The following is a 25473-nucleotide window of genomic DNA, read 5'->3' on the forward strand; positions in this document are numbered from 1 at the left end:
GCGGCATCCCGGGGCGTTACACCCCGGCCTCCTCGGTTGCGGGCTCGTCGGCCACGGGGTGCAGTTCGTCGGGGTCCACCCAGCCCAGCATGACGCGGGCGGTCATCACCATGTCCTGGGCCTGTTCCAGCGAGATGCCGAAGGGTTCCAGCAGCCCGTCGTCCTTGACGCGCTGGCCGTCCTGCGTGGTCCAGCCTCCGGCGAGTTCCCAGTCGGCGCAGGTGGCGAAGTCTTCCAGCGTCTTGACGCCGTCCTTGGCCAGCGCCTCGACCATCTGGGAGGTCAGGCCCTCGAAGGCGATCAGGCTGTCCTCGGCGCCAAGCTCGCGCGCTTTTTCCAGGGCCGCGCGGCTGGCGGCTTCCATGTGGTCGCGGGCGCGGGCCTGAAGTTCCGCGGCCGTTCCCTCGTCCACGCCGTCGATGGACAGAAGCTCGTCGAGCTCGACGTAGGCGACTTCTTCCAGGTTGGTGAAGCCCTCGGCCACCAGAAGCTGGGCGAAGAACTCGTCCAGGTCCAGCGCATCCATGAACAACTGGGTGCGGCTGTTGAACTCGGCCTGGCGGCGCTTCGACTCCTCCTCTTCGGTAAGGATGTCGATGTCGAGACCGGTCAACTGGCTGGCCAGCCGCACGTTCTGCCCGCGCCGGCCGATTGCCAGCGAAAGCTGTTCCTCGGGGACCACGACCTCGATGCGGTTGCCGCCGTCCTCGTCCACGACGACCTTGGCGACCTCGGCCGGTTGCAGCGCGTTCACGAGGAACGTCGCCTGATCCTGCGACCACGGGATGATGTCGATCTTTTCGCCCTGAAGCTCACCGACAACGGCCTGCACACGGCTGCCGCGCATGCCGACGCAGGCGCCGACCGGGTCGATCGAGTTGTCATAGGAGATGACCGCAATCTTCGCGCGGGAACCGGGATCGCGGGCCACGGCCTTGATCTCGATGACGCCGTCGTAGATTTCCGGCACTTCCATCTTGAACAACTCGGCCATGAACTGCGGATCGGTGCGCGACAGGAAGATCTGCGGACCCCGCGCCTCGCGGCGCACGTCCTTGACATAGGCGCGGATGCGGTCGTTCGGGCGATAGCTTTCGCGGCCGATCTTTTCGTTGCGGCGCAGGATCGCCTCGCCCCGGCCCACGTCCACGATGATATTGCCGTATTCTTCCCGCTTGACGACGCCGTTGATGATGGTGCCGGCGCGGTCCTTGAATTCCTCGTATTGCCGATCGCGCTCGGCCTCGCGGACGCGCTGCAGGATCACCTGCTTGGCCGATTGCGCGGCGATGCGGCCGAGTTCCACCGGGGGCACCTGCTCCTCGAACACGTCGCCGACCTGCGGGCCGCCGGCGAAATCCGTCAGCGGGGCGCCGTCGCGCAACCAGCGGGACTGGCCCCTCGTCGGCTCGAAATAGGGCTTGGCGTCAGCGACCGAAAGCTGCGCCTGGTAGTTTTCGACCTCCTCGTCCTCGACGACGGTCCGAACGCGGGTGAAGCCCGCGTTGCCGGTCTTGCGGTCGATGCTGACGCGGATGTCCATTTCCGCGCCGTAACGCGACTTGGCCGCGCGGGCGAGGCTGTCCTCCATCGCTTCGATGACGAGGCCGGGGTCGATCATCTTTTCCCGTGCGACCGCCTCGGCGGTCTGCAGCAGTTCAAGCTGGTTGGCAGAGGTGATGGCCATCAATCACTCCTTGGTCGCGGCAGGGCCGCCTTGTTCGGTTTCGGGGTCCGGCCCCTCGTCCATTTCAATCTCGTCGAAGCCCGAATCCTCGGGGTCGATCGCCTGTCCGTCGCCGATGCCCGCGCCAGCCTCGGCACCGGGGGGCAGCGTGCCCGCCTCTTTCCGCTGCTTCAGCATCAACGCGATCAGTTCGTCGGTCAGCAGCAGCTTGGCCTCGGCCAGAAGATCGAAGTTCAGGCCGATGGTGTGGGTCTGGCCCTGCTCCTCGATGTTCAGCAGCACCTCGTCGCCTTCCACCCCGGCCAGCACGCCCTTGAAGCGCTTGCGGCCGTCGATGGGCTGGTTGGTTTCCAGCCGGGCATCATAGCCCTCGAAGGTCGCGAAGTCCTTGAGCCGCGTCAGCGGCCGGTCGATGCCGGGGCTGGAGACCTCGAGGTGATAGGCGTCCTCCAGCGGGTCCTCGACGTCCAGCGTGGCGCTGACGGCGGTCGATATCTGGGCGCAGTCCTCGACGTTGATCCCCCCTTCCGGGCGGTCGGCCATGATCTGCAGCGTGGCGGTCTTGCCCCCCTGCAAGCGGACGCGCACCAGTTCGTAGCCCATGCCCTCGATCACCGGCTGGATGATCTCGGCCAGGCGCCGGTCGATGGCGGTCTTGGCGATGAGGTCGGTCATTGTCCGATCCTGAAAATAAAAACGGGCCGTCTGGGCGGCCCGTGCAAGCATCCGGTGGGCGAGGTTTGGACCCCCGCGCCGCTGTGATGCTCATATAGCCGAAGGCGGGCCGCATTGCAAGGCCCGCATCGGGCGTGGCTCATCATGACTCTTCCTTCTCCTCCTCGAGCGCCGGGGGCGGCTCGCCCGCCAGGAAGTTGCCGAACTTCTCCAGTGCCGGGATGTGATCGGACAGCACCCGCATGACCACCAGCATCGGCACCGCGACCACCATGCCCAGCACCGACCACAGCCAGGCCCAGAGCGCCACGGCGAGAAACACGACGACCGGATTCAGTTGCAGCCGCCACGAGACGAAATAGGGTGTGATGAACTGCCCCTCGAAGACGGTCAGGCCGAAATAGGTCAGGCCGACCAGGACCGCGGTCCAGCCGTCGTCGAAGACCACCAGCGCCACCAGCGCCGCCGCGACATAGCCCAGCGCCGCGCCGATATAGGGGATGTAGTTCAGCACCGCCGCCGCAATCCCCCACAACAGCGGCGAGGGCATCCCCCAGGCCCACATCGCCAGCCCCGAGGCGACCCCGAGGCCCAGGTTGATCAGCGTGATCGCGCCCAGATAGGACCCGAGGCTCGCCTCGATCTGGCGCAGCGCGTCATAGGCTGCGCGTTTTTCCGACAGCGCGTCAAAGCTTTGCACGATCCGCAGATACAGCAGGTCGCCCGAGGCCAGCAGGAAGAACAGGAAGATCAGGGTGAAGACGGTCTGGCTGACGATGGCCGGGCCGAGATCGAAGAGGATCTGGGTGATCGAGGTGCCGCTGGCCGGGGCGGCGACCTCGACCCGCAATTCGTTGGTGGGGGCCTCGCCATCGGTGACCGTCGAGGAGGCGACGATGGTGCCCGAATCCTGCGCCACCACGTCCAGCCCCGAAGGGATGGTCTGGGACGGCGGCTGGCCGAGGGGCTGGCCGATGGTGCCGTCCCTGGCCGCGTTGGGCAGCGCGGCGGCGGGACCGGGCGGGGTCGCGGGAAGCTCGACCGTGGCGACGGTGCCCGGCGCCCCGGGCGGCACCGCCACCACGGCGGCGCTGTTGCCTGAAAGGTTTTCGGCGGCGCGCTCGATGCCGCGGAAGTTCTCGCGGAAGGTTTCATAGCGTTCCTGAAGCTGCCGGCTGATGCCGGGCGCTTCCTCGATCAGCGCGCCGGCGGGGCCCGAGATGAAGAAGCCGAGCGTGCCGATGGTCGCGAGGATGCCCAGCACCACGATGCCGGCGGTGACGCCGGGCCTGATCCCGCGCCGGTCCATCCAGCGCCGGAAGGGCACGAAGACGAAGAACAGCAGCACGCCCAGGCAAACGGGCATCAGGAAGGCCCGCGCCGTCGCCAGCATCTGGAAGGCGAGGATGATGAAGATGCCGGTGACCGCCCAGTTCGCCACCGGCAAGGGTCCCTTCGGCTCGGCCTTCCGGCGGGGGAACATGTGCCGTTGCGGGGGTGTCTGCGCCATTGCCGCCCTTCCAGAGGAAATCCTTGGCCAAGACAGGCCCGGACCCGTGGAACGGCAAGGAATCCGTTTCGTTCCCACAGCTTGCCGGAAAGAACAGGGGAAAAGGCAGGGTCTGACGAAGGCAGCCTGCGCCTTGCGGGGGCGTGATCTCGGGCCTTCGGGGACCGCGGAAAGACCCATTCCGCGCCGGCCGCCGCAGCTTGGCGTGAGGATATGGACCGCAGGCCCTGCTGGCGGGGATCGGTTTTCCCGCCGGCTTTCCCCGGAAATGAAAAGGACCGACCCTCGTCGGGGCCGGTCCTTTCCCAAGGCTCAGGCTACCGCCTCAGATCGGGCGGTCGCCGTCTGCATCGATGACGCGGGTGGGCAGGCCCATCTCGCCCAGCAGTTCAAGGAAGGAACGCGCGGGCAGGTCCTCGACGTTGACCATGCGCTTCACGTCCCATTCGCCCCGCGCGATCAGGATCGCGGCGGCGACCGGGGGGACGCCGGCGGTGTAGCTGATGCCCTGCGACCCGACCTCCTCATAGGCTTCCTTGTGGTCGGCCACGTTGTAGATGAAGACCTCGCCCGGCTGGCCGTCGCGCGTGCCCTTCACGAGGTCGCCGATGCAGGTCTTGCCGGTATAGTCGGGCGCAAGGGTCGCGGGGTCGGGCAGCACCGCCTTGACGACCTTGAGCGGCACGACCTCCAGCCCTTCGGCAGTCGTCACCGGCTGCTCGGACAGCAGGCCGATGTTCTTCAGCACGGTGAAGACGTTGATGTAATGCTCGCCGAAGCCCATCCAGAAGCGCACATCCGCGTCCGGGTAGCGGGCGGCCAGCGAATGCACCTCGTCATGGCCCGAAAGATAGGCGGTGCGCTTGCCGACGACGGGCAGGTCCCATTCGCGGCCGACCTCGAACATCTTGTTCTCGCGCCATTCGCCCCCCTGCCAGGAATAGACCGTGCCGGTGAACTCGCGGAAGTTGATCTCGGGGTCGAAGTTGGTGGCGAAATAGCGGCCGTGGGTGCCGGCATTGATGTCCACGATGTCGATGGACTCGATGGTGTCGAAATACTCGTCCTCGGCCAGCCGGGCATAGGCGTTGACGACGCCCGGATCGAAGCCCGCGCCGAGGATGGCGGTCACGCCCGCCTTCTCGCAGTCCTCGCGCCGCTTCCATTCGTAGTTGCCGTACCAAGGCGGCACTTCGCAGATCTTCGCCGGGTCCTCGTGGATCGCGGTGTCGATATAGGCCGCGCCCGTGTCGATGCAGCCCTGCAGCACCGTCATGTTGATGAAGGGCGAGCCGACGTTGATGACGACCTTCGCATCCGTCTTGCGGATCAGATCGGCCACCGCCGCGCTGTCCATCCCGTCCAGCGCATGGGTCGTGATCGTGCGGCCACTGGCATGGCCTTTCGCCCTGATCCCCTCGACGATGGCGTCGGCCCGGCCTTGGGTCCGGTTCGCCATGTGGATGTCGCCGAACTCGTCGGCCCATTGCGCGACCTTGTGGGCCGAGACCTGGGCGACGCCGCCGGCACCGATGATGAGGACGTTGGGTTTGGCCACCGCAGCGGTCTCCTTTCAGGAAAATCAGGACAGGGAGTCCCGGAAATCGTCATAGCCGAAGCTGCGCACGGTCGTGATGCGACCGTCAAGCTCGCGGATGCAGATGGCGGGCATGGCCACGCCGTTGAACCAGTTCTTCTTGACCATGGTATAGCCCGCCGCGTCCTCGACGCTGATGCGGTCCCCGACCTTCAGCGGCTGCGGGAAACGCGCATCGCCGAAGATGTCGCCCGCAAGGCAGGACTTGCCCGCGATCTGGTATCCGTGGTCGCCATCCTGCGGCAGCTTGGCATTCTCTCGGTAGATCAGCAGGTCGAGCATATGCGCCTCGATCGAGCTGTCCACGATGGCGACTTCCTTGCCGTTGTTCAGGATGTCCAGCACCGTGAGTTCCAGTGTCGTGGTGCCGGTGATGCTGGCCTCGCCCGGTTCCAGGTAGACCTGCACCCCGAAGCGGTCGGAAAACGCCTTGAGCCGGTCGGCCAGCGCATCCAGCGGATAGTCCGCGCCGGTGAAATGGATGCCGCCGCCCAAGGACACCCATTCCAGCTTTTCCAGGAACCCGCCGAACTCGGATTCGATGCGGTCAAGCTGGCCCGCGAACAGGTCGAAGTCCCGGTTCTCGCAGTTGTAATGGATCATCACGCCGCTGATGCGGTCGAGCGCCTGTTCCAGCCGCGCCATGTCCCATTCGCCCAGACGCGAGAACTTCCGCGCCGGGTCGGCAAGGTCGAATCCGCTGGTCGAGAACCGCGGGTTCAGCCGCAGCCCGCGGGCGATCCCGCTTGCGCGGTCGGCAAAGCGGTCAAGCTGGCCGAGGCTGTTGAAGATGATCTTGTCGGCATAACCCACCGCCTCGTCGATCTCGTGATCGGCCCAGGCGACGGAATAGGCATGCGTTTCCCCCCCGAACTTCTCGCGCCCCAGCCGCAGCTCGTTCAGCGAGGACGAGGTGGTGCCGTCCATGTATTGCGACATCTGGTCGAAGACGCCCCAGGTCGCAAAGCATTTCAGCGCCAGCAGCGTCTTTGCGCCCGAGCGTTCGCGCAGCCGCACCATCCGGTCCATGTTCGCCTGAAGCTTCGCGCGGTCGATCAGGTAGAAGGGGGTCTGCGGTCCGGTCATCGAAGCCTCGGGCGGGAAAGGGGAAACCCGGCATATAGGGTCCGCGGCCCTGCCTGACAAGCAAGTGCGACGCCGGCATGACAGCCGGGAACATGCGCGGGGCGGTTGCGTTCCCATCCGGCACAGGCTCGGGGCGGCTCTGGCAGTCCGCGGGTTTCGCCCCTAGATTCACAAGCGCCTCACAGGAGTTTCCCATGACCGCCCGCGTCGAAATCTACGCCACCCAGAGCTGCCCTTACTGCCATGCCGCCCGCGGGCTTCTGCAGAAAAAGGGTGTGGCCTATGACCTGATCGACGTGAGCGGCGACCCGGAACGCCGGGCCGAGATGACCCAGCGCGCGAACGGCCGCCGCACGGTGCCGCAGATCTTCATCGACGGCGCCCATGTCGGCGGCTCGGACGACATCCATGCGCTGGACCGGCAGGGCAAGCTGGACCCGCTACTGGGGCTGTAAGGGCATGCGCGCGGCCCTGATCCAGCTGAACACCGGCGATGACCCGGCGGCGAACCTGCCCGTCACGCTGGATCTCCTGCGTCAGGCGGCAGTGGGCGGCGCGACGCTGCTGCTGACACCCGAGGCCACCAACATCATCACCCCCGACCGCGACCGCCAGCGCGCGGTCCTGCTGCCCGAGGAGGGCGACCCGACACTCGCCGCCCTGCGCACCGCCGCGCTTGAACTGGGGGTCTGGCTGTCCATAGGCTCGCTGTCGCTGCGCCATGACGACCCGGCCGAGGAACGCTTCGCCAACCGCAGCTTCCTGATCGCGCCGGATGGCGGGATCGCTGCGCGCTATGACAAGATCCACATGTTCGACGTCAATATCGGCGCGGGCGAGAGCTTCTGCGAAAGCGCCGCGTTCCGGCCCGGCGACCGCGCGTTGGTGGCGCAAGGCCCCTGTCCGATGGGGCTGACGATCTGCTACGACCTGCGCTTTCCGGGGCTGTATCGTCGCCTCGCACGGGCGGGGGCAAAGATCCTGACGGTGCCCGCGGCTTTCCATCCCCGGACGGGCGAGGCGCATTGGCACGTCCTTTTGCGCGCCCGCGCCATCGAGACGGGCTGCTTCGTGCTGGCCGCGGCCCAGACGGGCACCCATCCCGCCCCCCACAGCCCCGACCGGAAGCCGCGCGAAAGCTATGGCCGCTCGCTGGCCGTTGCGCCCTGGGGCGAGGTGCTGGCGGACGCAGGCACCGAGCCCGGCGTCACGCTGGCCGATCTGGACATGGCGCAGGTGGACGACGCGCGGGCGCGCATCCCCGCATGGCGCCACGACCCGCTTGTCTGGGGACCATGAGCGACGATTCCGAATCCGCCGCCGCGCTGGCCGCGAGCCTTTTCGCCGAGGTCATCGTCAGCGAGCAGATGGCCCGCGCGCTTGTCACCCGCGCCCTGCCCCGCGGGATGCAACTGTCGCATTTCTCGGTGCTGAACCTGCTCGCCCATCTGAACGAGGAACGCACGCCGGCCCAACTGGCCGATGCCTTTCACGTCAACCGCAGCGCCATGACCAACACCGTCGGCCGGCTGGAATGGGCCGGCCACGTCCATGTCCGTCCTGACTGGAACGACGCGCGGCGCAAATGGGTGGGGATCAGCCCGTCGGGCCGGGCGGCGCGGGATGCGGCGCTGGCGGCCTTCCTGCCCCACCTGACCGAGATCGTCCGCGACATCGGCCCTGCCGAGGTCCGCCGCGCCCTGCCCGTCCTGCGTCGGCTGCGCGAACGTCTTGAGGAGGAGGCGTAGGCCCTACTGCCTTACCCCGGTCATCAGGTAATTCACCGACAGGTCGCGCTTGGACAGCGACCATGACCAGCCCAGCGGGTTGAAGACCATCCCGCTGCGGTCCACCACCCGCACGCCTGCCGCGTCGAACATGGCCCCAAGCTCGGTCGGGCGGATGAAGCGCGACCATTCATGCGTCCCGCGCGGCAGCCATCGCATGATCCACTCGGCCCCGACAATGGCCGCGGCAAAGCTTTGCGGCGTGCGGTTGAGGGTCGATGCGACCAGCAGCCCGCCCGGCCGCAGCAGACGCGCGCAGGTGGTGATGAACTCCTGCGGGTCGGCGACATGCTCGACGATCTCAAGCGCCAGCACCACGTCGAAGCGGGCGCCTTCGGCCAGGATCGCCTCGGCCGTGGTCGCGCGGTAGTCGATGGCAAGGTCCGACTGCGCGGCATGAACGCGGGCGACCTCGATGTTCTCGGCCGCGGCATCGGCGCCCGTGACCTCGGCCCCCAGCCGCGCCATGGGTTCCGCCACCAGCCCGCCGCCGCAGCCGATATCCAGCAGCCGCAGCCCCTCGAAGGGCCGGCGAGCTTTCCGGTCGCGCCCGAACTCGGCGGTGATCTGGCCGGCGATATAGTCCAGCCGCAGCGGGTTCAGCATGTGCAGGGGCTTGAACTTGCCGGCGGGGTCCCACCACTCGGCCGCCATCGCCTGGAACTTGGCGACCTCGCCCGCATCGATGCTGCTCTGTCCGGTCATCTCGCTTCTCCGTCTGGTGCCGATTGGCCTTGGCCCGGCGAGCGGTATATATCTCAGCCATGGACCGTATGGCAGACCGAAACGCCGCGTCACCCTCGCATGGCCGGCTCTACCCCCCGATCGAGCCCTTCGACGCGCGCATGATCGACCGCGGCGACGGCCACCGGCTGTATGTCGAGCAATGCGGCAACCCAAATGGCCGCCCGGTGATCGTCCTGCACGGGGGACCGGGGGGCGGCTGCAGCCCGATGATGCGCCGCTTCTTCGACCCCCATCACTGGCGGGTCGTGCTGTTCGACCAGCGCGGCTGCGGCCGCTCGGTTCCCCATGCGAGCGTCATCAGAAACACGACCGCGCATCTGCTGTCCGACATCGACACGATCCGCGAAAAGCTCCGCCTCGGCCCCGCCGTCCTTTTCGGCGGCTCCTGGGGGGCGACGCTGGCCCTGGCCTACGGGCAGCACCGGCCCGAGGCGGTCTCGGCCTTTGTGCTGCGCGGGGTCTTCCTTGGCCGCCAGTCGGAACTCGACTGGTTCTATGGCGGCGGCGCGGGGCGGTTCTGGCCGGAGCTCTGGGCGCGCTTCCAGGGGGCCATTCCCCTTGCCGAACAGGACGATCTCATCGCCGCCTACCACCGCCGCCTGTTCAGCGGCGATGCCTCGGTCGAGACGCGCTACGCGATGCCCTGGCTTGCCTGGGAAAACGCGCTGGCGGGCCTCGACACCGGCGCGCCCTCGCACGCGCCCCCGGCCTATGCGCGCACCTTCGCACGGCTGGAAAACCATTATTTCGTCAACGCCTGCTTCCTCGACGACAACCAGCTTCTGCGCGACCGCCACCGGATCGAGCACCTGCCCGCCGTGATCGTCCAAGGCCGCTACGACATGGTCTGCCCGCCGATCGGCGCATGGGAACTCGCGCAAGGCTGGGCAAAGGCCGAGCTGCGGATGATCCCCGCATCGGGCCATGCCCTGACCGAGCCGCGAATCGCCGCCGAACTCGTCCGCGTCCTGCAGACGATGGCCGGGATCGACTGACGCAAACGTCCCTCCTCGGGCCGGATTGAAATATCCCGGGGTCCGGGGCAGAGTCCCGGTCCGGCCGAGAAGTTCACGCCCCTTTGGGTTTTTGCCGGTCCTTGTGCTTCGCCAGCGACCCGGTCTGGCGCTTGTTCGACTTGTCCTTGTAGGGGTTCTTCGTCCCTTGGTCGCGGAAGGTCAGCCGGATCGGCGTTCCGGGCAGGTCGAAGTCCTGCCGCAGCCCGTTGACCAGATACCGGCGATAGCTTTCCGGGATCTCGTCGGTATGCGTCGCCATGACGACAAAGCCCGGCGGCCGAGTCTTCACCTGCGTCATGTAGCGCAGCCGGATGCGGCGGCCGCCCGGCGCGGGCGGCGGATGCGCCTCGGTCATGGCGGTCAACCACTGGTTCAGCCGCGCCGTGCCGATGCGGCGGTTCCAGACTTCATGCGCCTTCAGCACCGCATTGTGCAGCCGGTCCAGCCCCTTGCCCGTCCGGGCCGAAACCGTCACCAGAGGCGCGCCCTTCAACTGCGGCAACAGCCGCTCGAAGGCTTCGCGCAACTCGTTCAGCTTGTGCGACTTATCCTCTTCCAAGTCCCACTTGTTCGCCGCGACCACGACCGCCCGCCCTTCGGTTTCCGCGAAATCGGCGATGCGCAGATCCTGCTGCTCGAAGGGGATGGCCACGTCCAGCAGGACCACCACCACCTCGGCAAAGCGCACGGCCCGCAGCCCGTCGGCCACGGAAAGCTTTTCCACCTTGTCGGTGATCCGCGCCTTCTTCCGCATCCCGGCAGTGTCGAAGATGCGGACCGGGGTGCCCATGAACTGGGACCGCACCGAGATCGAATCGCGGGTGATCCCCGCTTCGGGGCCGGTCAGCAGCCGGTCCTCGCCGATGATCTTGTTGATGAGCGTCGATTTCCCGGCGTTCGGCCGCCCGATCACCGCAATCTGCAAGGGGCGGGTTTCGCTCGGACGCCAATCCTCGGCCCCCTCGCCCGATTCCGCCTGCTCGTCGGTCAGGGTGACGTCGGTTTCGGGCGTGATCGGCGCGGGACGCTCGGATTCGACGATCTCGGACAGCGGCTTCAGGGCGCGATACAGGTCCTCCAGCCCCTCGCCATGCTCGGCCGAGATCCGCAGCGGCTCGCCCAGACCCAGCGACCAACCTTCGGTCGCGCCAGCCTCACCCGCCGCCCCTTCGGCCTTGTTGGCGGCCAGGATGACGTGCTTCGCCCTCCGCCGCAGGATGTCGGCGAAATATTCGTCGGCCGCCGTCACGCCCACGCGCGCGTCCATCACGAACAGGCAGATGTCGGCCTCGTCCACCGCGCGTTCGGTCAGCCGCCGCATCCGGCCCTGCAGCGAATCGTCCTCGACCATCTCCAGCCCGGCCGAATCGATCACGACAAAGCGCAGGTCGCCCAAGCGCGCGTCGCCCTCGCGCAGGTCGCGGGTGACGCCGGGCTGGTCATCGACCAGCGCCAGCCGCTTGCCGACAAGGCGGTTGAACAGGGTGGACTTGCCGACATTGGGCCGCCCGACGATGGCGAGGGTGAAGCTCATCAGCGGAACGCGTGCAGGCGGCCGTCGCGGCCGGAAACATAGATCGTGCCGCCCGAGACGACGGGCGCGGTCGCCGCCCCGCCGGGGATCGGCGCCTGCCCGACCAGCGCGCCCGAGCGGGGGTCGAAGCTGCGCAGCACCCCGTCGGATGAGGCGACGAACAGCCGGCCCCCCGCCAGCACCGGGCCGTAGTGGACATGGATATCGTCCTGCCGCCGCACCCGTTCCGCCCTGTAATAGGGCAGCGGCACCGCGAAGATGCGCCCGCCGGTCGCCGCGTCCAGCCGCACCAGTTGCGCCTGGTCGTTGACCGCGAAGATCGAGCCGCCGGCGACCAGCACCGGGCTGTTCGCCCCGTCCTGTTCGTTCCACAGCGGCAGCCCCGTCGCGCGGTCGAAAGCAGCGATGCGCCCCGAGGACGAGCCCGCCAGCACCACATCGCCCGCGATCACCGGATCGCCCGTCAGGTCGCGGATGAAGGCGATGGCGCGGCCGCGGCGGGTGCCGGCGACCTGCGCGCTCCACCGTTCGACGCCGGTGGCGGTGTCGACGGCCAGCAACTGCCCCGAGGCGAAGGGGAAGACGGCAAGATCGCCATCCACCGCGGGCGCGGACACCCCCGTCACGCCCGACTGCGCGTTGATGCCGGATACGGTCCACAGCACCCTGCCGTCCGAGGCCCGCACTGCCCAGCCGGTCGAATCTCGGCCTGCCACATAGACCACGCCGTTCTGCACCGTGGGCGCGCCGCCGATCGGCGCCTCGACCCGCTGCCGCCAGAGGATGCCGCCCGAGCCTGCGTCCAGCGCCACAAGCTCGCCATAGGCCGTGGTCACGAAGACGCGCCCCCCCTCATAGGCGATGCCGCCGCCGGACACGCTGTCGCCCCGCTCGGTCGCAGGGGTCAGGTCGCGGGTCCAGGCGGTGCCGCCGTTCAGCGCCGTGGCCGCCACCTGCACGCGGCTGTCCAGCGTGAAGACGCGCCCGCCTGCCACAACCGGATCGGCGCCGATGCGGTGACGCCGCCCCGAGGGCTGGCCGATGGGGGCCGACCACAGCGGCTGCAGCCCGGTCCCGGCCAGCACGGAATGCGGGATCAGATGCGCCGGATTCGCCGCCCGGGTGGTCCATTCGACCGAACGCGGCGCGGGCAGGTTCAGCGCTGTCGAACTGACGCCGGCGGGTCCGTCAACCGCGGGGCCTTCGGCCGAGGCGATCTCGCGCGGGTCAAGCCGGACGCCGGGCAGGATCGTGTCGCGCGACTGGCAGGCTGCCAGGGCGGTCAGGGCGGTCAGGGGCAGCAGCAGCGCGTTCAGTCTGGTCATCTCGGGCTCCGGGTGGCGGCGCAGGCGAGGGATGGAGGGTTCAGCCGGCCACCGCCGGCATCACCCCGGCCGGGGGCGTGGAATCGGGGGCGGTCAGGCTGTCCGTTCCCGGTTCGGGATCGACGCCGAGGGTTATCAGATGCTCGGCCAGCCGCTGGTGCATCTGCTGGCTCAGCCCGTCCTTCTGCTGGATCTGGCGGATCAGCGTCACCGCGTCATCCCGGCGCCCCGCGCCCGACAGCGCCACAGCCTTGAGTTCCAGCGCGATCAGTTCGAACGGCGCTCCGGAGGCCGAAAGCCGCGCCAGCACGGCGTCGCGGGTGGCGGGGTCCATCCCCGCCCCCTGCGCGATCACCGACTTCAGCGCGGCCAGGTCCCTGACAACCGCGTCGTCGCCCGCCTTGATCGCCGCCGCGTCGAACCGCTGCGCGGCTTCCGCGACATTTCCGGCCTCGACCAGCGCATTGGCGGCCAGGATGTCGCGCAGCACCGTCTGGCGGACGCTGCCGGCCGGAACCTCGGCCAGCGCCTGCGCACGGGCAGCCGCATCGCCCGAGGCCCCGGCAGCAAGGATGGCGTCGCCGAAGTCCTGCGCCGCCGCCGTATCGCGGGCGCGGGAATATTCGCGCCATGCGGCGCCCGCGACCAGCGCCACGACCAGCAGCAGCGCGATCCAGCCATAGCGGCGCAGCATCAGGAACAGCCGGTCGCGGCGCAGATCCTCGGTCACCTCGTCGATGAAACGGTCGTTCTGGTTCGCCATGCGCGGCCGCTTTCCCTGCCCTTTGTCGTCGATGCTGCCCTTCTACACATGGCCGGGGCGGTTTGCCAACGCTTGCGCGGGATGTCGGCCCCTGTGTCCTGATCGGAACCGCTTCCCCTTGCAAGGCGTTGTCGGGGCAGCGAGACTACACCGTGACGTGTAGCACAAACCCCTGAAAGGACTGCAAACATGGCTTTCACCCTGCCTGATCTGCCTTATTCCCACGACGCGCTGGCCAGCGGCGGGATGTCGAGAGAGACGCTGGAATATCACCATGACAAGCACCACAAGGCTTATGTCGACAAGCTGAACGAGCTGATCGCGGGAACCGAGTGGGAAAACGCCTCGCTCGAAGAAATCGTCAAGGGCAACTACAAGGAAGGCGCGGTCGCCCAGAACGGCATCTTCAACAACGCCAGCCAGCACTGGAACCACGCCCAGTTCTGGGAGATGATGGGCCCGAACCCCGGCAAGATGCCCGGCAACCTTGAATCCGCGATCACCGAATCTTTCGGCTCGGTCGCCGACTTCAAGAAGAAGTTCGCCTCCGAGGGCGTGGCGCAGTTCGGCTCGGGCTGGGTCTGGCTGGTCCGCAACGGCCAGGGCGGGCTTGAGATCACCAAGACCGAGAACGGCGTCAACCCGCTGTGCAAGGGCCAGACGGCGCTTCTGGGCTGCGACGTGTGGGAGCATTCCTATTACATCGACTTCCGCAACGCCCGCCCCAAGTATCTGGAAAACTTCCTTGAGAATCTCGTGAACTGGGAAAACGTCGCCTCGCGGATGTGAGTGACGCGACATGACGAAGGCCCGCCACAAGTGGCGGGCCTTTTGCTTTCGTCAGAAGCCGGTTGGTTGAACAATTTGAAGTCTCGAAGGCGCGAAGAAGAACCTCAAGCTACGTCCATGGCGGAAGGCCGAGCGACCGGGGGCAACGCCTTCTTGGCATCAAAGCCGATCAGCGAGGGACCGGGTTCGTGCCGGCCACGGGCTTTCGGGTGGCCGGCGGTATCCGCAGCTTGCAAGCGGATGTCATCCGGTCAGAAGGCGCTTTCTGACGCTCTGCCGTCCTCGCTTGCTGACGCCCCTTGCAGGGTTGCCTCAGCGTGGGTCCAGTTGCGTTCCCGGAGCCGCCGCGCCTTCCAGCACCTGCCTCAGGTAGTCGGTAATCGCGCGGAAGGCGACGATGCGCCATCCATCCCCCTGCCGCCACAAGGCGCAGGCCACCTGAGCGGCGCGGGTGCGGCGGACGGCGTCTTCGGGCAGCGTCCCGAAATCAACGGGGCAGAGCTTGGCCAGCACCTGCTCGGGCGCCTGCCCCGCCAGGTCGAAGACGCAGCGCATGTCGCTGACATCCTGCACCAGCGCATGCTCGGTCGAAAGCGCATCGGCCAGGGCGGAAAGCGCCTCGGGCATCCCTGCATGGGGCAGGATCAGCAGCAGTTCATCCGGCGACATCCAGCCGAGCCAGCGGCTGCCAGCGGTGGTGAAGCGCAGCTTGTCGGGAATCGCCAAGCCCGCCGCCGCAGCGATGGAATCGGCCGCGCGGTCCAGGTCGGCGCGGATCAGGATCATGCCGAGGCCGTGGACCTGGGTGATGGCTGCCAAGGCGTCAGACATTCGCGGCGGCCCCTTCCTTGTCATGGAACACCGGATCGACGATGCGGGCACGGAACGTATCCTTCTGCACCGGGAACTCCAGCACCTCTCCCATCCGCTCGGGGCCGTGCCGCACCAGTCCCATGGCGATCGGCGCCTTCAGCGTCGGCGACCAGTAGGTCGAGGTCACGCGGCCCTGCGTGTTCCGCTGTCCGTTGGCATTCACCCCTTCGGCCACGGCCAGCGCCCCGTCCGGCAGCACCCGTCCATCGAGGCTCTCCAGCCCCACCAGCCGCCAGCGGTCGGGGTCCGCCATGAAGCGGCGTTCCTGCGCGCGCTTGCCGATATAGTCGTGCTTTTTCGTCGAGATGGCCCAATTCATTCCCAGATCCTGCGGGATCACTGTGCCGTCAGTCTCGTCCCCGATCATGATGAAGCCCTTTTCGGCGCGCATGACATGCATCGCCTCGGTGCCATAGGGGGTGATCCCGAACTCGGCCCCGGCCTCGTGCAGCTTTTCCCATATCTCAAGCCCGCGGTTGGCGGGCACGGCGATCTCGAAGGACAGCTCGCCCGAGAAGCTGATGCGGTAGATGCGGGCGGGGACGCCCGCCAGATGGCCTTCCGCGAAACTCATGAAGGGCAGCGCCTCGGCGGACAGGTCCATGCCGCCCAGCTTTTCCAGCACCATGCGCGCTTTCGGACCGGCAACGGCGACCTGGGCGAATTGCTCGGTGATGTTGGCGGTGTAGACCTTCCAGTCCCACCACTCGCATTGCAGCCAGTCCTCCATATGCCCGTGGATGCGGTCGGCGCCGCCGGTTGTGGTGTGGCAAAGCCATGTGTCCTCGGAAAGCCTGACCGCTACCCCGTCATCGACAAGGAAGCCGTTTTCCGAACACATCAGCCCATAGCGGCACTTGCCGACCGGAAGGGTGGACATCATCCCCGTGTAGATCATGTCGAGGAAGCGGCCCGCATCCGGTCCTTTCACAAGGATTTTTCCCAGCGTCGAGGCATCCAGCGTTCCCACCCCGCCCCGGACGGCCAGGATCTCGCGGTCCACCGCATCCCGGTGGCTTTCGCCCGCACGGGGATAGCAATAAGCGCGGCGCCAGAGGCCCACGGGTTCCCAATGGGCGCCATGGGCTTCGTGCCAGTCATGGATCGGGGTGCGGCGCAGGGGCTGGAAGACCTCGCCCCGCGCCTCGCCGGCGATGGTTCCCAGCGTCAGGGGCGTGTAGGGCGGGCGGAAGGTCGTCGTCCCGGTCGCGGCAATGGGTTGATCCAGGGTCGAGGACAGAATGGCAAGCCCGTTGATGTTGCTTATCTTTCCCTGATCTGTCGCCATGCCGAGCGTGGTGTAACGCTTGGCGTGTTCCACGCTGGCATAGCCTTCCAGCGCGGCAAGCTGGACGTCGGAAACCTTGACGTCGTTCTGGTAGTCCAGCCACATCTTGAAGCGCGCCTTGGGCGTGGCGTTCTCGGGCATGACCCAGACAGGCAGGATCGGCGCCTCGGGTCCGGCATCGGTCAGCCCGGCCACCCTCAGGTCGCCCTCGGCCGCCCCTGCCGACCGCACGTTCGGCTGCCCGTCCGCGCCCACGGGCGGGCGGGCGGGATCGGGGGCGAACAGCGCCTGATCCTCATGCCACTGCAGCTTGCCGCCGCAATGGCTCCACAGGTGGACGACCGGGGACCAGCCGCCCGACATGGCGATCACGTCGCAGGCGATGGTTTCCAGCGGCTCGCCGGCGCCCTGATGCGCGCAGAGCGTCAGGCCCTCGACACCGCGCTTGCCCTGCACCGAGGCGATGCCCTTGCCTTCCGCGATCCGCACCCCGCGGTCGCGCAGAAGGCGGGGCAGCGGCCCGTCGGCGGCAGGCCGGGCATCGATCACGACAGGCACCTCAAGCCCCGCATCCAGCGCCGCCAGCGCCGTCCGGTAGGCGTCGTCGTTGTTCGTCACCACGGCGATGCGGCGGCCGGGCGCCACGCCGTAATCCGCGATGTAGTCGCGCACGGCCGAGGCCAGCATCACCCCCGGCACATCGTTGCCCGCGAAGGCCAGCGGCCGTTCCAGCGCCCCGGCTGCGTTGACGACCTGCCCCGCCCGGATACGCCACAGGCGCTGGCGCGGGATGCCTGCGTGGGGTTCGTGGTCGGCCAGATGCTCTCGTGCGAGCAGGTAGCCGTGATCGTAAAGCCCCGTCGCCATGGTGTTGCGGCGCAGGGTGACATTGGGCAGGGCGCGCAGTTCCGCCAGCAGGGCCTCGATGAGATCCGTGCCGTCGGGATGATCGACCGGGCTGCGGCCGCCCCAATGGGGCTGCTGTTCCAGCAGGATCACGCGACCGCCCGTCCGCGCAGCCTCGTGGGCCGCCGCAAGCCCGGCGATGCCCCCGCCCACCACGACGACCTCGGCAAAGGCATAGGCCTGCTCATAGCGGTCGGCGTCGGGCAGCTTCGGCGCGCGGCCAAGGCCCGCGGCGCGGCGGATCACCGGCTCGAACACCCGCTTCCAGGCGGCGCGGGGATGGATAAAGGTCTTGTAATAGAAGCCCGCCGGAAAATACCGCCACAGCCTGTCGTTGATGACGCCCCAGTCGCGGTTCAGGCTGCCCCAGGCGTTCTGGCTGACCGTGACCATGCCATCGACAAGCGGCGTGGTGGTGGCGCGCTGGTTCGGCTCGAACCTCGCGCCCTCGCCCACACCCAAAAGGGCGTTCGGCTCCTCGACGCCCGAGGCCAACGGGCCGCGCGGGCGGTGATACTTGAAGCTGCGCCCCATCAGAAGCTGGCCATTCGCCAGCAGCGCCGAGGCGAGCGTGTCCCCGGCAAACCCGTCCATGCCGCGGCCATCAAAGCGGAACCGGCGCGGCTGGGCGCGGTCGATCAGGCGGCCGCCCTGGGACAGGCGGAAGGGCGCGGTGCGTCTGGTCATGCGATGGTGTCCCGCGTGGGCGTTGGGTTCGGGGCGGGATCGCGCTCGACCCCCGGCGCGCTGTCATCCTCCAGCGGCTCGGGCGGTGGCTGCCAGCCGGGTCGGACCGCGCGGATCCTGGCTATCAGGGCGTCGGGCGGGCCGTCGCATTGCGGCGGGTAGGTGCCGAAGACCTGCAGGGTCGCGGTGTCGCGGGCGGCAAGGAACCACTTGCCGCAGCCGTAGACATGGCGCCAGCGTTCGAAATGCACCCCCCTGGGGTTGCGGCGCCCGAACAGGTAGGTTTCAAAATCCGCGTCCGACGAGCCGGGACCGAAGCGTTTCAGATGCGCCTCGCCGCCCGGCGCAAGCTCGGTTTCCTCGGCGGCGACGCCGCAGAAGGGGCAGGTCAGGGTCAGCATGGAACGCAGGTCCTTCCAGTCGGGACAGTGCAACGCGAAAGGCCCCGCGCGCGGGACGCGCGGGGCATGCTGCGGAACGCGACCGGGTCAGCCGCGGGTCGTGTCGGTGCCGGTGCCGGGCGCCACGTCGGGGTTGGGCGGGGCCTCGCCGGGCGCGCCGGGCTGAGGCGCATCGCCGGTTTCCCCGGCAGGCTCGCCGGCGGTGCCCTGCGCCGCGGGGCTGTCGGGCAGGGGCGTGGGTTCCGGGACCGGGGCGGCCATGAAGAACAGGACCGCGACCAGGATGACCGCAGCCGCGGCCAGAACCAGCAGCCAAGGATTGACGCCGGTTGACGAGCGGGAATTTCCGGGAGGTGCCATGATCCAACCTTTGCACAGATTTCACTTGTCGCGGGGGCGACAGGCCGGAAAGGACCCGGCTGCCGCGCGGAAACGATGCGCGGCGCGGCCTGGGCGGGCCGCGCATCGGACTCAGTCTCGGCCGCCGGGCATCCCGGCGGAAGGTGGCGCGCCCGCATCCGCCATGGCCTCGACCAGCGCCCTGTCGTCCGAGGCGCCGGGACCGGGCAGCTCGGCGACGCTGACATCGGCGATGCCGCCTGCGGGCGCGCCGGCGCCGAAGTCGAGGAACCATGCCAGCACCGCCGCAGCGGCCGCGACAAGGGCCGCGATGATCCACAGGTTCCGGTTGGTGGGGTTGAGGGCTGCCATGATCGACTCTCCTTGCCGGTCATCGAACGCCAACGGCCCGCCGCAGGTTTCCCGAGCAAGATCAATGCGCCACCCCGGCGGCCACGCTTTCGTCGATGAAGCGCCCCTCGGCAAAGCGGTTCAGCCCGAAAGCGGCGGCCAGCGGTCCCGGCGCGCCCTTCGCCACCAGTTCCGCCATGGTCCAGCCCGAGCCGGGGATCGCCTTGAACCCGCCGGTGCCCCAGCCGCAGTTGACGAAGATGCCCTCGACCGGCGTCGTGGACAGGATGGGAGAGCGGTCGCCGGTCATGTCCACGATGCCCCCCCATTGCCGCAGCATCTTGAGGCGCGACAGCATCGGGAAGGTCTCGATCAGCGCGCGCACGGTTTCCTCGACATGGTGCCAGGACCCGCGCTGGGTGTAGTTGACAAAGCCGTCGGTGCCGCCGCCGATCACCATCTCGCCCTTGTCGGATTGCGACAGGTAGCCATGGACGGTGTTGGCCATCACGACCACGTCCATGCAGGGCTTGATCGGCTCGCTGACCAGCGCCTGCAGGGCAAGGCTTTCGATGGGCAGGCGGAAGCCCGCCATTTCCGCCAGAACCGAGGAATGGCCCGCCACCACGATCGCCAGCTTGTCGCAGCCGATGGTCCCGCGCGTGGTGGTGACGCCGCGCACCTGCCCGCCGGTGGTGTCGATCCCCGTGACCTCGCAGTTCTGCAGGATGTGCATTCCCATGTTGGAACAGGCCCGCGCATAGCCCCAGGCCACGGCGTCGTGGCGCGCGGTGCCGCCGCGTTCCTGGTAAAGCCCGCCGAGGACCGGATAGCGCGGGCCGTCGATGTTCATGATCGGGACCAGCCGCTTGACCTCGGCCGCGTCGATCCAGCGGGTCGAGACGCCCTGCAGGTGGTTGGCAATGGCCGTGCGCTTGTAGCCGCGCACCTCATGTTCCGTCTGCGCCAGCATGATCAACCCGCGCGGGCTGAACATGACATTGTAGTTCAGGTCCTGGCTGAGCGTTTCATACAGTTGCAGCGACTTGTTGTAGATCGCGGCAGACGGGTCCTGCAGGTAGTTCGAGCGGATGATGGTGGTGTTGCGGCCCGTGTTGCCGCCGCCCAGCCAGCCTTTTTCCAGGATCGCAATGTCGGTGATGCCGAAGTTCTTGCCAAGGTAAAAGGCCGTCGCCAGCCCATGCCCGCCCGCGCCCACCACGACGACCTTGTAGCGGTCGCGCGGCTGGGGGCTGCCCCAGGCGCGGCCCCAGCCGCTGTGCAGGCTCATCGCCTGGCGGGCAATGGCAAAGACCGAATAGCGGCCCGAGCGGCGCTCGGGGACGGGGGGGCGGGAAGGGGTCATCGTCATCGCAGCCTGCGTTCTGGGCGGGGCGATGATTGCCCGGCGGCGCTGCCTTCGCAAGTCCCTCGGTGTCGCAGCCGCGGCCTGCGGCGTCCCGGCGCTTTCGCCCGTGCCGGAAAACCCCTATCTGGTCGGGCAAAGCAAAGAGGCGGCGATGTTCTGGATACTGACGGCGGCGATGACAGTCCTGGTGGCGGTGGCGATCCTGCGGCCGTTCATGGGGCGCGCGCAGGCCGTGGCCGAGCCGGCGGCCGCCTATGACCTGGGCGTTTACCGCGACCAGCTGCGCGAGGTGGACCGCGACGTGAAGCGCGGCGTCCTGACCGGGGACGAGGCCGACCGGCTGAAGACCGAGATCGGCCGCAAGATCCTCGACGCCGACCGCGCCATGGCGAAGCCTTCGGCGCCCGCGTCCCGCAGCGCCCGGCCCTGGGTTGCCGCCGTTGCGCTGGCGCTGGTGGTGGCGGGCAGCACCGCGATCTACTGGCGTCTCGGCGAGCCGGCGATGCCGGACCTGCCGCTGGCCGCGCGCATCGCCGCCTCGGACGAGCGGCTGGCCGCCCTGCCCTCTCAGGCCGAGGCCGAGGCGGCTGCGCCCGCGCAGCCCTCCCCGCAGGCCGATCCCGAATACCTGCGGCTGGTCGAACAGTTGCGCGACGCCGTGTCGCGCCGCCCCGACGACCCGCAGGGCCTTGAACTGCTGGCCCAGCACGAGGCCCGCCTAGGCAACATCGCCGCCGCCCGCGACGCGCAGCAGCGGCTGATCGCCATCCGCGGCCCCGCGTCGCAGGCCCCCGACCACGTCCGCCTGGCCGCGCTGATGATCGAGGCGGCGGGGGGCTTCGTCTCGGCCGAGGCGCGCGCCGAGATCGAGGCGGCGCTGCGGATCGATCCCGCCGACGGGCAGGCGCGCTATCTGGCCGGGCTGATGTATGCCCAGAACGACCGCCCGGACCTTGCCTTCGGCCTCTGGCGCGACCTGCTGGAAACCGGCCCGGCGGATGCCCCCTGGGTCGCGCCGATCCGGCAACTGATGCCGGAACTTTCATGGCTCGCGGGCGAGCCGAACTACCAGCCGCCGCCCATGGCCGGATCTGACCTGCCCGGCCCGGATGCCGGGGCTGTGGCCGCCGCCGGCGAGATGAGCCCCGAGGAACAGCAGCAGATGATCACCGGGATGGTCCGCAACCTCGAGGCGCGGCTGATGACCGACAGCGGCCCGCCGGCGGAATGGGCGCGGCTGATCACCTCGCTGGTCCGCATCGGCGAGGAAGCCCGCGCCCGCGAGATCCTGGCCCGCGCCCAGGCCATCTTCGGCGGCACCCCGCAGGCGATGGAGATCATCGACCGCGCGGCGGCGACCGTGGGCCTGGTCCCCGCCCCATGATCTGCGCCGCCATCGAGGATTTCGCAGCAAGCCTTCCCCGCAGCGGTGCCATCGCTGGGCTGGACCTTGGCACCAAGACCATCGGCGTGGCGGTCAGCGACGGGATGCGGCAGGTGGCGACGCCCCTGACGGTGATCCGGCGGCAGAAGTTCACGCTGGACGCGGCAGAACTGCTGCGGATCGTGGATGAGCGCGGCCTTGTCGGCATCGTGCTTGGCCTGCCCCGCAACATGGACGGGACCGAGGGTCCGCGCGCCCAGTCCACCCGCGCCTTCGCCCGCAATCTGGAACGGCTGACGCCTCTGCCGCTGTCCTTCTGGGACGAGCGTCTGTCCACTGTCGCGGCCGAGCGCGCGCTGCTGGAGGCCGACGCCTCGCGCCGCAAGCGGGCCGAGGTCATCGACCAGGTCGCGGCGGGCTATATCCTGCAGGGCGCGCTGGACCGGCTGCGGTATCTGGCATGAGCGTTGAAAGCCCCTGCCGCAAGCTCTGCGCGCTTGACCCCGACACGCGGGTCTGCGCCGCCTGCCTGCGGACCCTGGACGAGATCGCCCGCTGGGGCCGGATGGCCGACGAGGAAAAGCGGGCGGTCCTGCGCCGGATCGCGGCCACCTAGCGGCAAGGACGCCGCTGCAACAGCCTGCCGGTTTCCGCTTGATGTGCCTCCGTTGCCCTGCGGGCCGGACGTTCTGTGCCTCGGCGATGTTGTTGTTCTTCGCCCAGATATCCCGGGTTGAATGGGGATGGGGATCCATTCATGGGCAGCGACCGCCTTTTCGCCACCTTGCGCAAGAGGCCGATCTTTGGCACGGCTCGGCCATGAGCAATCCCGTCACGCACCAAGTCACCGCCGCCTATGACCGCCGCGTTGCGGAAGGCGCCATCGGGGACGACGCAGCCCAGCGCATGGTGCTGCCCGCGCTGGACCGGCTGGTGGCGGCGCTGGGCCGGCCGCATCCGGCGGGCAAGCCCGGCGGCCTGCTTGGCCGCATCTTCGGGGCGAAGGCCAATCCGCCGCCGCCGGGGCCGGAACTCAAGGGCATCTACATGTGGGGCGGCGTCGGGCGCGGCAAGTCGATGCTGATGGACCTGGTGATGGATGTGGCCCCCCTTGCCGAGAAGCGCCGCGTCCATTTCCACGAGTTCATGCAGGAGGTGCAGGCCGGGCTGAACGAGGCCCGCGCCCGGGGCGAGCAGGACGTCGTCCGCCCGGTGGCCGAGGGCATCGCCGCCCGCACGCGGCTGTTCTGCTTTGACGAGATGCAGGTCACCGACATCGCCGACGCGATGATCGTGGGACGGCTGTTCCAGGTGCTGTTCGATCGCGGGGTGACGGTGGTCACGACCTCGAACCGGGTGCCCGAGGATCTCTACAAGGACGGGCTGAACCGGCAGTTGTTCCTGCCCTTCATCGCGCTGGTCCGGGAACGGATGCATGTCCTGCATCTGGAATCGTCGCGCGATCACCGGCAGGGGCGCGTGGCCTCGGGGCAGGTCTGGTTCACCCCGGCCGACGCCGCCGCGCGCGAGGCGCTGGACGAGTTATGGGTCGAACTGACGAATGACGCCCGGCCTTCGCCGCGCGAACTGCCGGTGAATGGCCGCAGCCTGACGATCCCCGCCGCATCCGGCAGCGTGGCCCGCACGGGCTTCGAGGATCTGTGCGGGAATCCCCTCGGCCCGGCGGATTACCTGTCCATCGCCGGGGCGTTCGACGCGCTGCTGATCGACGGCATCCCCACGCTCGGGTCCGCGAACCACGACCGCGCCAAGCGCTTCGTCACGCTGGTGGATGCGCTTTACGAAGCGAAGGTGCGGCTTTACGCCAGCGCCGCCGCCGAGCCCGAGGCGCTTTACCCCGAGGGCCGCGGCGCCTTCGAGTTCGAGCGGACGGCGAGCCGGTTGCGCGAGATGCAGGGAGCGGGCTGGGGAAGCGCTCCGGCTTCGTGAAGTCCGGGGCCGCCTGCCGGAGATGCGGCCGTGGCGCTGCCTCCGTGAGCGTGGCATGGGTATTTGGGCCAGAAAGAAGCCTGCTGGCCGGTCCCGGATGGGAAAGCGGCGTGGGTGTGAAATGACCGCAGTGGTTCAGCCGTTCTCGCGCAGCACGCGGCCCGCGAGGTAGAGCGAGCCGCAGATCAGGATGCGCGCGCCCGGATGCTGGCGGACGATCCCCGCGACAGCCGCGGACACGTCGGGCGCGGTGGCGGCGGGAATGCCCACGCTTTCCGCCATGTCGGCGGTTGTCCGGGCGGGCAGCGTCGCGGGTTCGCCTTCGATCGACACCGCCGTGAGGCTTTCAACCTGCGGCGCGAGCGGGCGCATGTAGCCGGCCACGTCCTTGGTGTTCAGCATCCCGCAGACCAGATGCGTGGGCTTGCGCGGCATCGCGGCCAAGGTCGCCGCCAGCGCCTCGCCGCCTGCCGGGTTGTGGCCGCCGTCAAGCCAAAGCTCGCAGGACCCTGCCGCCCGGACCAGCGGCCCGCGCGTCAGCCGCTGCATCCGGGCGGGCCATTCGACCTCTTTCATCGCCGCCACGGCCTCGGCCTGTCCGAAACCCAATTCGCGCAGGGCGGCGATGGCGGCGCCCGCGTTCCCGATCTGGTGTGGGCCGGGCAAAGCAGGTAGCGGCACATCCGCAAGCCCGTGTTCATCCTGATAAACCAGCGCATCCGCTTCGCGTTCGACGGTCCAGTGCTGGCCCGCGACCGAAAGCGGACAGCCAAGGCGGGCGGCCGCAGCCTCGATCACCGCAAGCGCCTCGTCGGGCTGGCGGGCCACGATGCAGGGGACGCGGCGCTTGAGGATGCCCGCCTTCTCGCCCGCGATCTGCGTCAGCGTCTCGCCCAGATATTGCGTGTGATCGACGCTGATGGGGGTGATGACGGTCAGGAGCGGCGCCTTGACCACGTTGGTGGCGTCCAGACGCCCGCCAAGACCCACTTCCAGCAGGGTGTAATCCGCAGGCACCCGCGAGAAGGCCAGGAAGGCCGCCGCCGTCGTCACCTCGAAGAAGGTGATGGGGCGGCCGGCGTTCACCCGCTCGACCTCGGCCAGCGTGTCGGCCAGCATCTTGTCGCCGATGAGTTCCCCCGACAGCCGGATGCGCTCGTTGAAGTAGGCGAGGTGCGGCGAGGTATAGGCGTGGACCCCCAACCCCGCCGCTTCCAGTCCCGCGCGGATGAAGGCCTGGGTCGAGCCCTTGCCGTTCGTCCCCGCGACATGGATCACCGGCGGGATGCGGTCCTGCGGGTCGCCGAGGTCCGACAGCAGTTGCCGTATCCGGTCCAGCGACAGGTCGATGACCTTGGGATGCAGCGCGGTCAGCCGCTGCAGGATGGCGTCGGTCGCGGCGCTCATGC

Annotated in this window: 25 protein-coding genes; 9 read left to right on the forward strand and 16 right to left on the reverse strand. The window is 68.6% G+C overall.

Going from position 1 to position 25473, the window contains the following annotated elements; translation table 11 throughout:
- Positions 1-16: 16 nt before the first annotated feature.
- The 5 genes from nusA to JGR78_RS06135 all read right to left on the reverse strand — a co-directional run bounded on the left by nusA (position 17) and on the right by JGR78_RS06135 (position 6555).
- The gene (gene nusA / locus JGR78_RS06115; protein WP_182803553.1) at positions 17-1687 is read right to left on the reverse strand and encodes a transcription termination factor NusA; all 1671 of its coding nucleotides are present in this window, start codon (positions 1685-1687) and stop codon (positions 17-19) included.
- Between the two features lie 3 nt (positions 1688-1690).
- Positions 1691-2362, reverse strand: coding sequence for a ribosome maturation factor RimP (rimP, locus tag JGR78_RS06120; protein WP_182803555.1), 672 nt, complete (start codon positions 2360-2362; stop codon positions 1691-1693).
- A gap of 142 nt (positions 2363-2504) precedes the next feature.
- Positions 2505-3872, reverse strand: a complete 1368-nt coding sequence (locus JGR78_RS06125) for an AI-2E family transporter (protein WP_234450883.1) — start codon at positions 3870-3872, stop codon at positions 2505-2507.
- A gap of 325 nt (positions 3873-4197) precedes the next feature.
- Complete coding sequence (locus tag JGR78_RS06130) at positions 4198-5430, reverse strand: saccharopine dehydrogenase family protein (RefSeq protein WP_182803557.1); 1233 nt, start codon at positions 5428-5430, stop codon at positions 4198-4200.
- A 24-nt stretch (positions 5431-5454) separates the two neighbouring features.
- Positions 5455-6555: a carboxynorspermidine decarboxylase gene (locus JGR78_RS06135; protein WP_182803559.1), complete on the reverse strand. Its 1101-nt coding sequence runs from the start codon at positions 6553-6555 to the stop codon at positions 5455-5457.
- A 194-nt stretch (positions 6556-6749) separates the two neighbouring features.
- Here JGR78_RS06135 and grxC point away from each other — a divergent pair, with 194 nt between their 5' ends.
- Genes grxC through JGR78_RS06150 form a run of 3 tightly spaced genes read left to right on the forward strand, consistent with a single transcriptional unit; the run spans position 6750 to position 8303 of the window.
- Positions 6750-7010 carry a glutaredoxin 3 gene (grxC, locus tag JGR78_RS06140; RefSeq protein WP_182791286.1) on the forward strand — a complete coding sequence of 87 codons (261 nt, stop codon included), beginning with the start codon at positions 6750-6752 and terminating at the stop codon, positions 7008-7010.
- Positions 7011-7014: 4 nt separating this feature from the next.
- A complete protein-coding gene (locus JGR78_RS06145; RefSeq protein ID WP_182803711.1) occupies positions 7015-7854 on the forward strand; it encodes a carbon-nitrogen hydrolase family protein in 840 nt (279 codons plus the stop codon).
- A complete protein-coding gene (locus JGR78_RS06150; protein ID WP_182791284.1) occupies positions 7851-8303 on the forward strand; it encodes a MarR family winged helix-turn-helix transcriptional regulator in 453 nt (150 codons plus the stop codon). Before JGR78_RS06145 ends, JGR78_RS06150 begins: the two co-directional genes overlap by 4 nt.
- Positions 8304-8306: 3 nt before the next feature.
- Here JGR78_RS06150 and ubiG read toward each other — a convergent pair whose 3' ends face one another.
- On the reverse strand, positions 8307-9047 hold the full coding sequence (gene ubiG, locus JGR78_RS06155; RefSeq protein ID WP_182791283.1) for a bifunctional 2-polyprenyl-6-hydroxyphenol methylase/3-demethylubiquinol 3-O-methyltransferase UbiG: 741 nt from the start codon (positions 9045-9047) through the stop codon (positions 8307-8309).
- 59 nt (positions 9048-9106) lie between these two features.
- Here ubiG and pip point away from each other — a divergent pair, with 59 nt between their 5' ends.
- A complete protein-coding gene (pip, locus tag JGR78_RS06160) occupies positions 9107-10084 on the forward strand; it encodes a prolyl aminopeptidase (protein WP_182791282.1) in 978 nt (325 codons plus the stop codon).
- Positions 10085-10157: 73 nt separating this feature from the next.
- Here the strand turns inward: pip and der are convergent, their stop codons facing one another.
- From der to JGR78_RS06175, 3 genes are read right to left on the reverse strand one after another with little or no spacing between them, the layout of a single operon-like run.
- Entirely contained in the window at positions 10158-11639 is a 1482-nt protein-coding gene (gene der, locus JGR78_RS06165) for a ribosome biogenesis GTPase Der (protein ID WP_182791281.1), read from the reverse strand.
- Complete coding sequence (locus JGR78_RS06170) at positions 11639-12964, reverse strand: PQQ-like beta-propeller repeat protein (protein ID WP_182791280.1); 1326 nt, start codon at positions 12962-12964, stop codon at positions 11639-11641. Before JGR78_RS06170 ends, der begins: the two co-directional genes overlap by 1 nt.
- Positions 12965-13004: 40 nt before the next feature.
- Entirely contained in the window at positions 13005-13727 is a 723-nt protein-coding gene (locus tag JGR78_RS06175) for a hypothetical protein (protein ID WP_182791279.1), read from the reverse strand.
- Between the two features lie 189 nt (positions 13728-13916).
- Between JGR78_RS06175 and JGR78_RS06180 the strand changes: the two genes are divergently transcribed.
- On the forward strand, positions 13917-14516 hold the full coding sequence (locus JGR78_RS06180) for a superoxide dismutase (RefSeq protein ID WP_182803561.1): 600 nt from the start codon (positions 13917-13919) through the stop codon (positions 14514-14516).
- 312 nt (positions 14517-14828) lie between these two features.
- On the opposite strand, the gene JGR78_RS06185 is transcribed toward JGR78_RS06180, so the two are convergent.
- From JGR78_RS06185 to JGR78_RS06210, 6 genes are all read right to left on the reverse strand, one after another.
- Complete coding sequence (locus tag JGR78_RS06185) at positions 14829-15347, reverse strand: sarcosine oxidase subunit gamma (RefSeq protein WP_182791277.1); 519 nt, start codon at positions 15345-15347, stop codon at positions 14829-14831.
- Complete coding sequence (locus JGR78_RS06190; protein WP_182803563.1) at positions 15340-18270, reverse strand: sarcosine oxidase subunit alpha family protein; 2931 nt, start codon at positions 18268-18270, stop codon at positions 15340-15342. Before JGR78_RS06190 ends, JGR78_RS06185 begins: the two co-directional genes overlap by 8 nt.
- On the reverse strand, positions 18267-18671 hold the full coding sequence (locus JGR78_RS06195; protein WP_182803565.1) for a sarcosine oxidase subunit delta: 405 nt from the start codon (positions 18669-18671) through the stop codon (positions 18267-18269). Before JGR78_RS06195 ends, JGR78_RS06190 begins: the two co-directional genes overlap by 4 nt.
- An 87-nt stretch (positions 18672-18758) precedes the next feature.
- Positions 18759-19031 (reverse strand): hypothetical protein, encoded by a 273-nt coding sequence (locus tag JGR78_RS06200; protein ID WP_182791274.1) that lies wholly within the window; start codon positions 19029-19031, stop codon positions 18759-18761.
- 111 nt (positions 19032-19142) lie between these two features.
- Complete coding sequence (locus JGR78_RS06205) at positions 19143-19382, reverse strand: hypothetical protein (protein WP_182803567.1); 240 nt, start codon at positions 19380-19382, stop codon at positions 19143-19145.
- Between the two features lie 61 nt (positions 19383-19443).
- Positions 19444-20727 (reverse strand): sarcosine oxidase subunit beta family protein, encoded by a 1284-nt coding sequence (locus JGR78_RS06210; protein ID WP_182803569.1) that lies wholly within the window; start codon positions 20725-20727, stop codon positions 19444-19446.
- Between the two features lie 154 nt (positions 20728-20881).
- On the opposite strand from JGR78_RS06210, the gene ccmI reads away from it, so the two are divergent.
- The 4 genes from ccmI to zapE all read left to right on the forward strand — a co-directional run bounded on the left by ccmI (position 20882) and on the right by zapE (position 24064).
- The gene (gene ccmI / locus JGR78_RS06215; RefSeq protein WP_182803571.1) at positions 20882-22114 is read left to right on the forward strand and encodes a c-type cytochrome biogenesis protein CcmI; all 1233 of its coding nucleotides are present in this window, start codon (positions 20882-20884) and stop codon (positions 22112-22114) included.
- Complete coding sequence (ruvX, locus tag JGR78_RS06220) at positions 22111-22578, forward strand: Holliday junction resolvase RuvX (protein ID WP_182791271.1); 468 nt, start codon at positions 22111-22113, stop codon at positions 22576-22578. The genes ccmI and ruvX overlap by 4 nt, the downstream gene beginning before the upstream one ends.
- Positions 22575-22730, forward strand: coding sequence for a DUF1289 domain-containing protein (locus JGR78_RS06225; RefSeq protein ID WP_182791270.1), 156 nt, complete (start codon positions 22575-22577; stop codon positions 22728-22730). The genes ruvX and JGR78_RS06225 overlap by 4 nt, the downstream gene beginning before the upstream one ends.
- 203 nt (positions 22731-22933) lie before the next feature.
- The gene (zapE, locus tag JGR78_RS06230; protein ID WP_182803574.1) at positions 22934-24064 is read left to right on the forward strand and encodes a cell division protein ZapE; all 1131 of its coding nucleotides are present in this window, start codon (positions 22934-22936) and stop codon (positions 24062-24064) included.
- Positions 24065-24199: 135 nt separating this feature from the next.
- Here the strand turns inward: zapE and JGR78_RS06235 are convergent, their stop codons facing one another.
- The gene (locus JGR78_RS06235; RefSeq protein ID WP_182803576.1) at positions 24200-25471 is read right to left on the reverse strand and encodes a folylpolyglutamate synthase/dihydrofolate synthase family protein; all 1272 of its coding nucleotides are present in this window, start codon (positions 25469-25471) and stop codon (positions 24200-24202) included.
- Positions 25472-25473: the final 2 nt, after the last annotated feature.

The sequence above is a fragment of the Paracoccus sp. MC1862 genome, assembly GCF_016617715.1.
GTDB lineage: Bacteria > Pseudomonadota > Alphaproteobacteria > Rhodobacterales > Rhodobacteraceae > Paracoccus.

What these genes read in the sequence shown, in the direction of transcription:
- nusA (WP_182803553.1), bottom strand. Translation starts at nt 1,687, where the DNA reads ATGGCCATCACCTCTGCCAACCAGCTTGAACTGCTGCAGACCGCCGAG.
- rimP (WP_182803555.1), bottom strand. Translation starts at nt 2,362, where the DNA reads ATGACCGACCTCATCGCCAAGACCGCCATCGACCGGCGCCTGGCCGAG.
- JGR78_RS06125 (WP_234450883.1), bottom strand. Translation starts at nt 3,872, where the DNA reads ATGGCGCAGACACCCCCGCAACGGCACATGTTCCCCCGCCGGAAGGCC.
- JGR78_RS06135 (WP_182803559.1), bottom strand. Translation starts at nt 6,555, where the DNA reads ATGACCGGACCGCAGACCCCCTTCTACCTGATCGACCGCGCGAAGCTT.
- grxC (WP_182791286.1), top strand. Translation starts at nt 6,750, where the DNA reads ATGACCGCCCGCGTCGAAATCTACGCCACCCAGAGCTGCCCTTACTGC.
- JGR78_RS06145 (WP_182803711.1), top strand. Translation starts at nt 7,015, where the DNA reads ATGCGCGCGGCCCTGATCCAGCTGAACACCGGCGATGACCCGGCGGCG.
- JGR78_RS06150 (WP_182791284.1), top strand. Translation starts at nt 7,851, where the DNA reads ATGAGCGACGATTCCGAATCCGCCGCCGCGCTGGCCGCGAGCCTTTTC.
- ubiG (WP_182791283.1), bottom strand. Translation starts at nt 9,047, where the DNA reads ATGACCGGACAGAGCAGCATCGATGCGGGCGAGGTCGCCAAGTTCCAG.
- pip (WP_182791282.1), top strand. Translation starts at nt 9,107, where the DNA reads ATGGACCGTATGGCAGACCGAAACGCCGCGTCACCCTCGCATGGCCGG.
- der (WP_182791281.1), bottom strand. Translation starts at nt 11,639, where the DNA reads ATGAGCTTCACCCTCGCCATCGTCGGGCGGCCCAATGTCGGCAAGTCC.
- JGR78_RS06170 (WP_182791280.1), bottom strand. Translation starts at nt 12,964, where the DNA reads ATGACCAGACTGAACGCGCTGCTGCTGCCCCTGACCGCCCTGACCGCC.
- JGR78_RS06175 (WP_182791279.1), bottom strand. Translation starts at nt 13,727, where the DNA reads ATGGCGAACCAGAACGACCGTTTCATCGACGAGGTGACCGAGGATCTG.
- JGR78_RS06180 (WP_182803561.1), top strand. Translation starts at nt 13,917, where the DNA reads ATGGCTTTCACCCTGCCTGATCTGCCTTATTCCCACGACGCGCTGGCC.
- JGR78_RS06185 (WP_182791277.1), bottom strand. Translation starts at nt 15,347, where the DNA reads ATGTCTGACGCCTTGGCAGCCATCACCCAGGTCCACGGCCTCGGCATG.
- JGR78_RS06190 (WP_182803563.1), bottom strand. Translation starts at nt 18,270, where the DNA reads ATGACCAGACGCACCGCGCCCTTCCGCCTGTCCCAGGGCGGCCGCCTG.
- JGR78_RS06195 (WP_182803565.1), bottom strand. Translation starts at nt 18,671, where the DNA reads ATGCTGACCCTGACCTGCCCCTTCTGCGGCGTCGCCGCCGAGGAAACC.
- JGR78_RS06200 (WP_182791274.1), bottom strand. Translation starts at nt 19,031, where the DNA reads ATGGCACCTCCCGGAAATTCCCGCTCGTCAACCGGCGTCAATCCTTGG.
- JGR78_RS06205 (WP_182803567.1), bottom strand. Translation starts at nt 19,382, where the DNA reads ATGGCAGCCCTCAACCCCACCAACCGGAACCTGTGGATCATCGCGGCC.
- JGR78_RS06210 (WP_182803569.1), bottom strand. Translation starts at nt 20,727, where the DNA reads ATGACCCCTTCCCGCCCCCCCGTCCCCGAGCGCCGCTCGGGCCGCTAT.
- ccmI (WP_182803571.1), top strand. Translation starts at nt 20,882, where the DNA reads ATGTTCTGGATACTGACGGCGGCGATGACAGTCCTGGTGGCGGTGGCG.
- ruvX (WP_182791271.1), top strand. Translation starts at nt 22,111, where the DNA reads ATGATCTGCGCCGCCATCGAGGATTTCGCAGCAAGCCTTCCCCGCAGC.
- JGR78_RS06225 (WP_182791270.1), top strand. Translation starts at nt 22,575, where the DNA reads ATGAGCGTTGAAAGCCCCTGCCGCAAGCTCTGCGCGCTTGACCCCGAC.
- zapE (WP_182803574.1), top strand. Translation starts at nt 22,934, where the DNA reads ATGAGCAATCCCGTCACGCACCAAGTCACCGCCGCCTATGACCGCCGC.
- JGR78_RS06235 (WP_182803576.1), bottom strand. Translation starts at nt 25,471, where the DNA reads ATGAGCGCCGCGACCGACGCCATCCTGCAGCGGCTGACCGCGCTGCAT.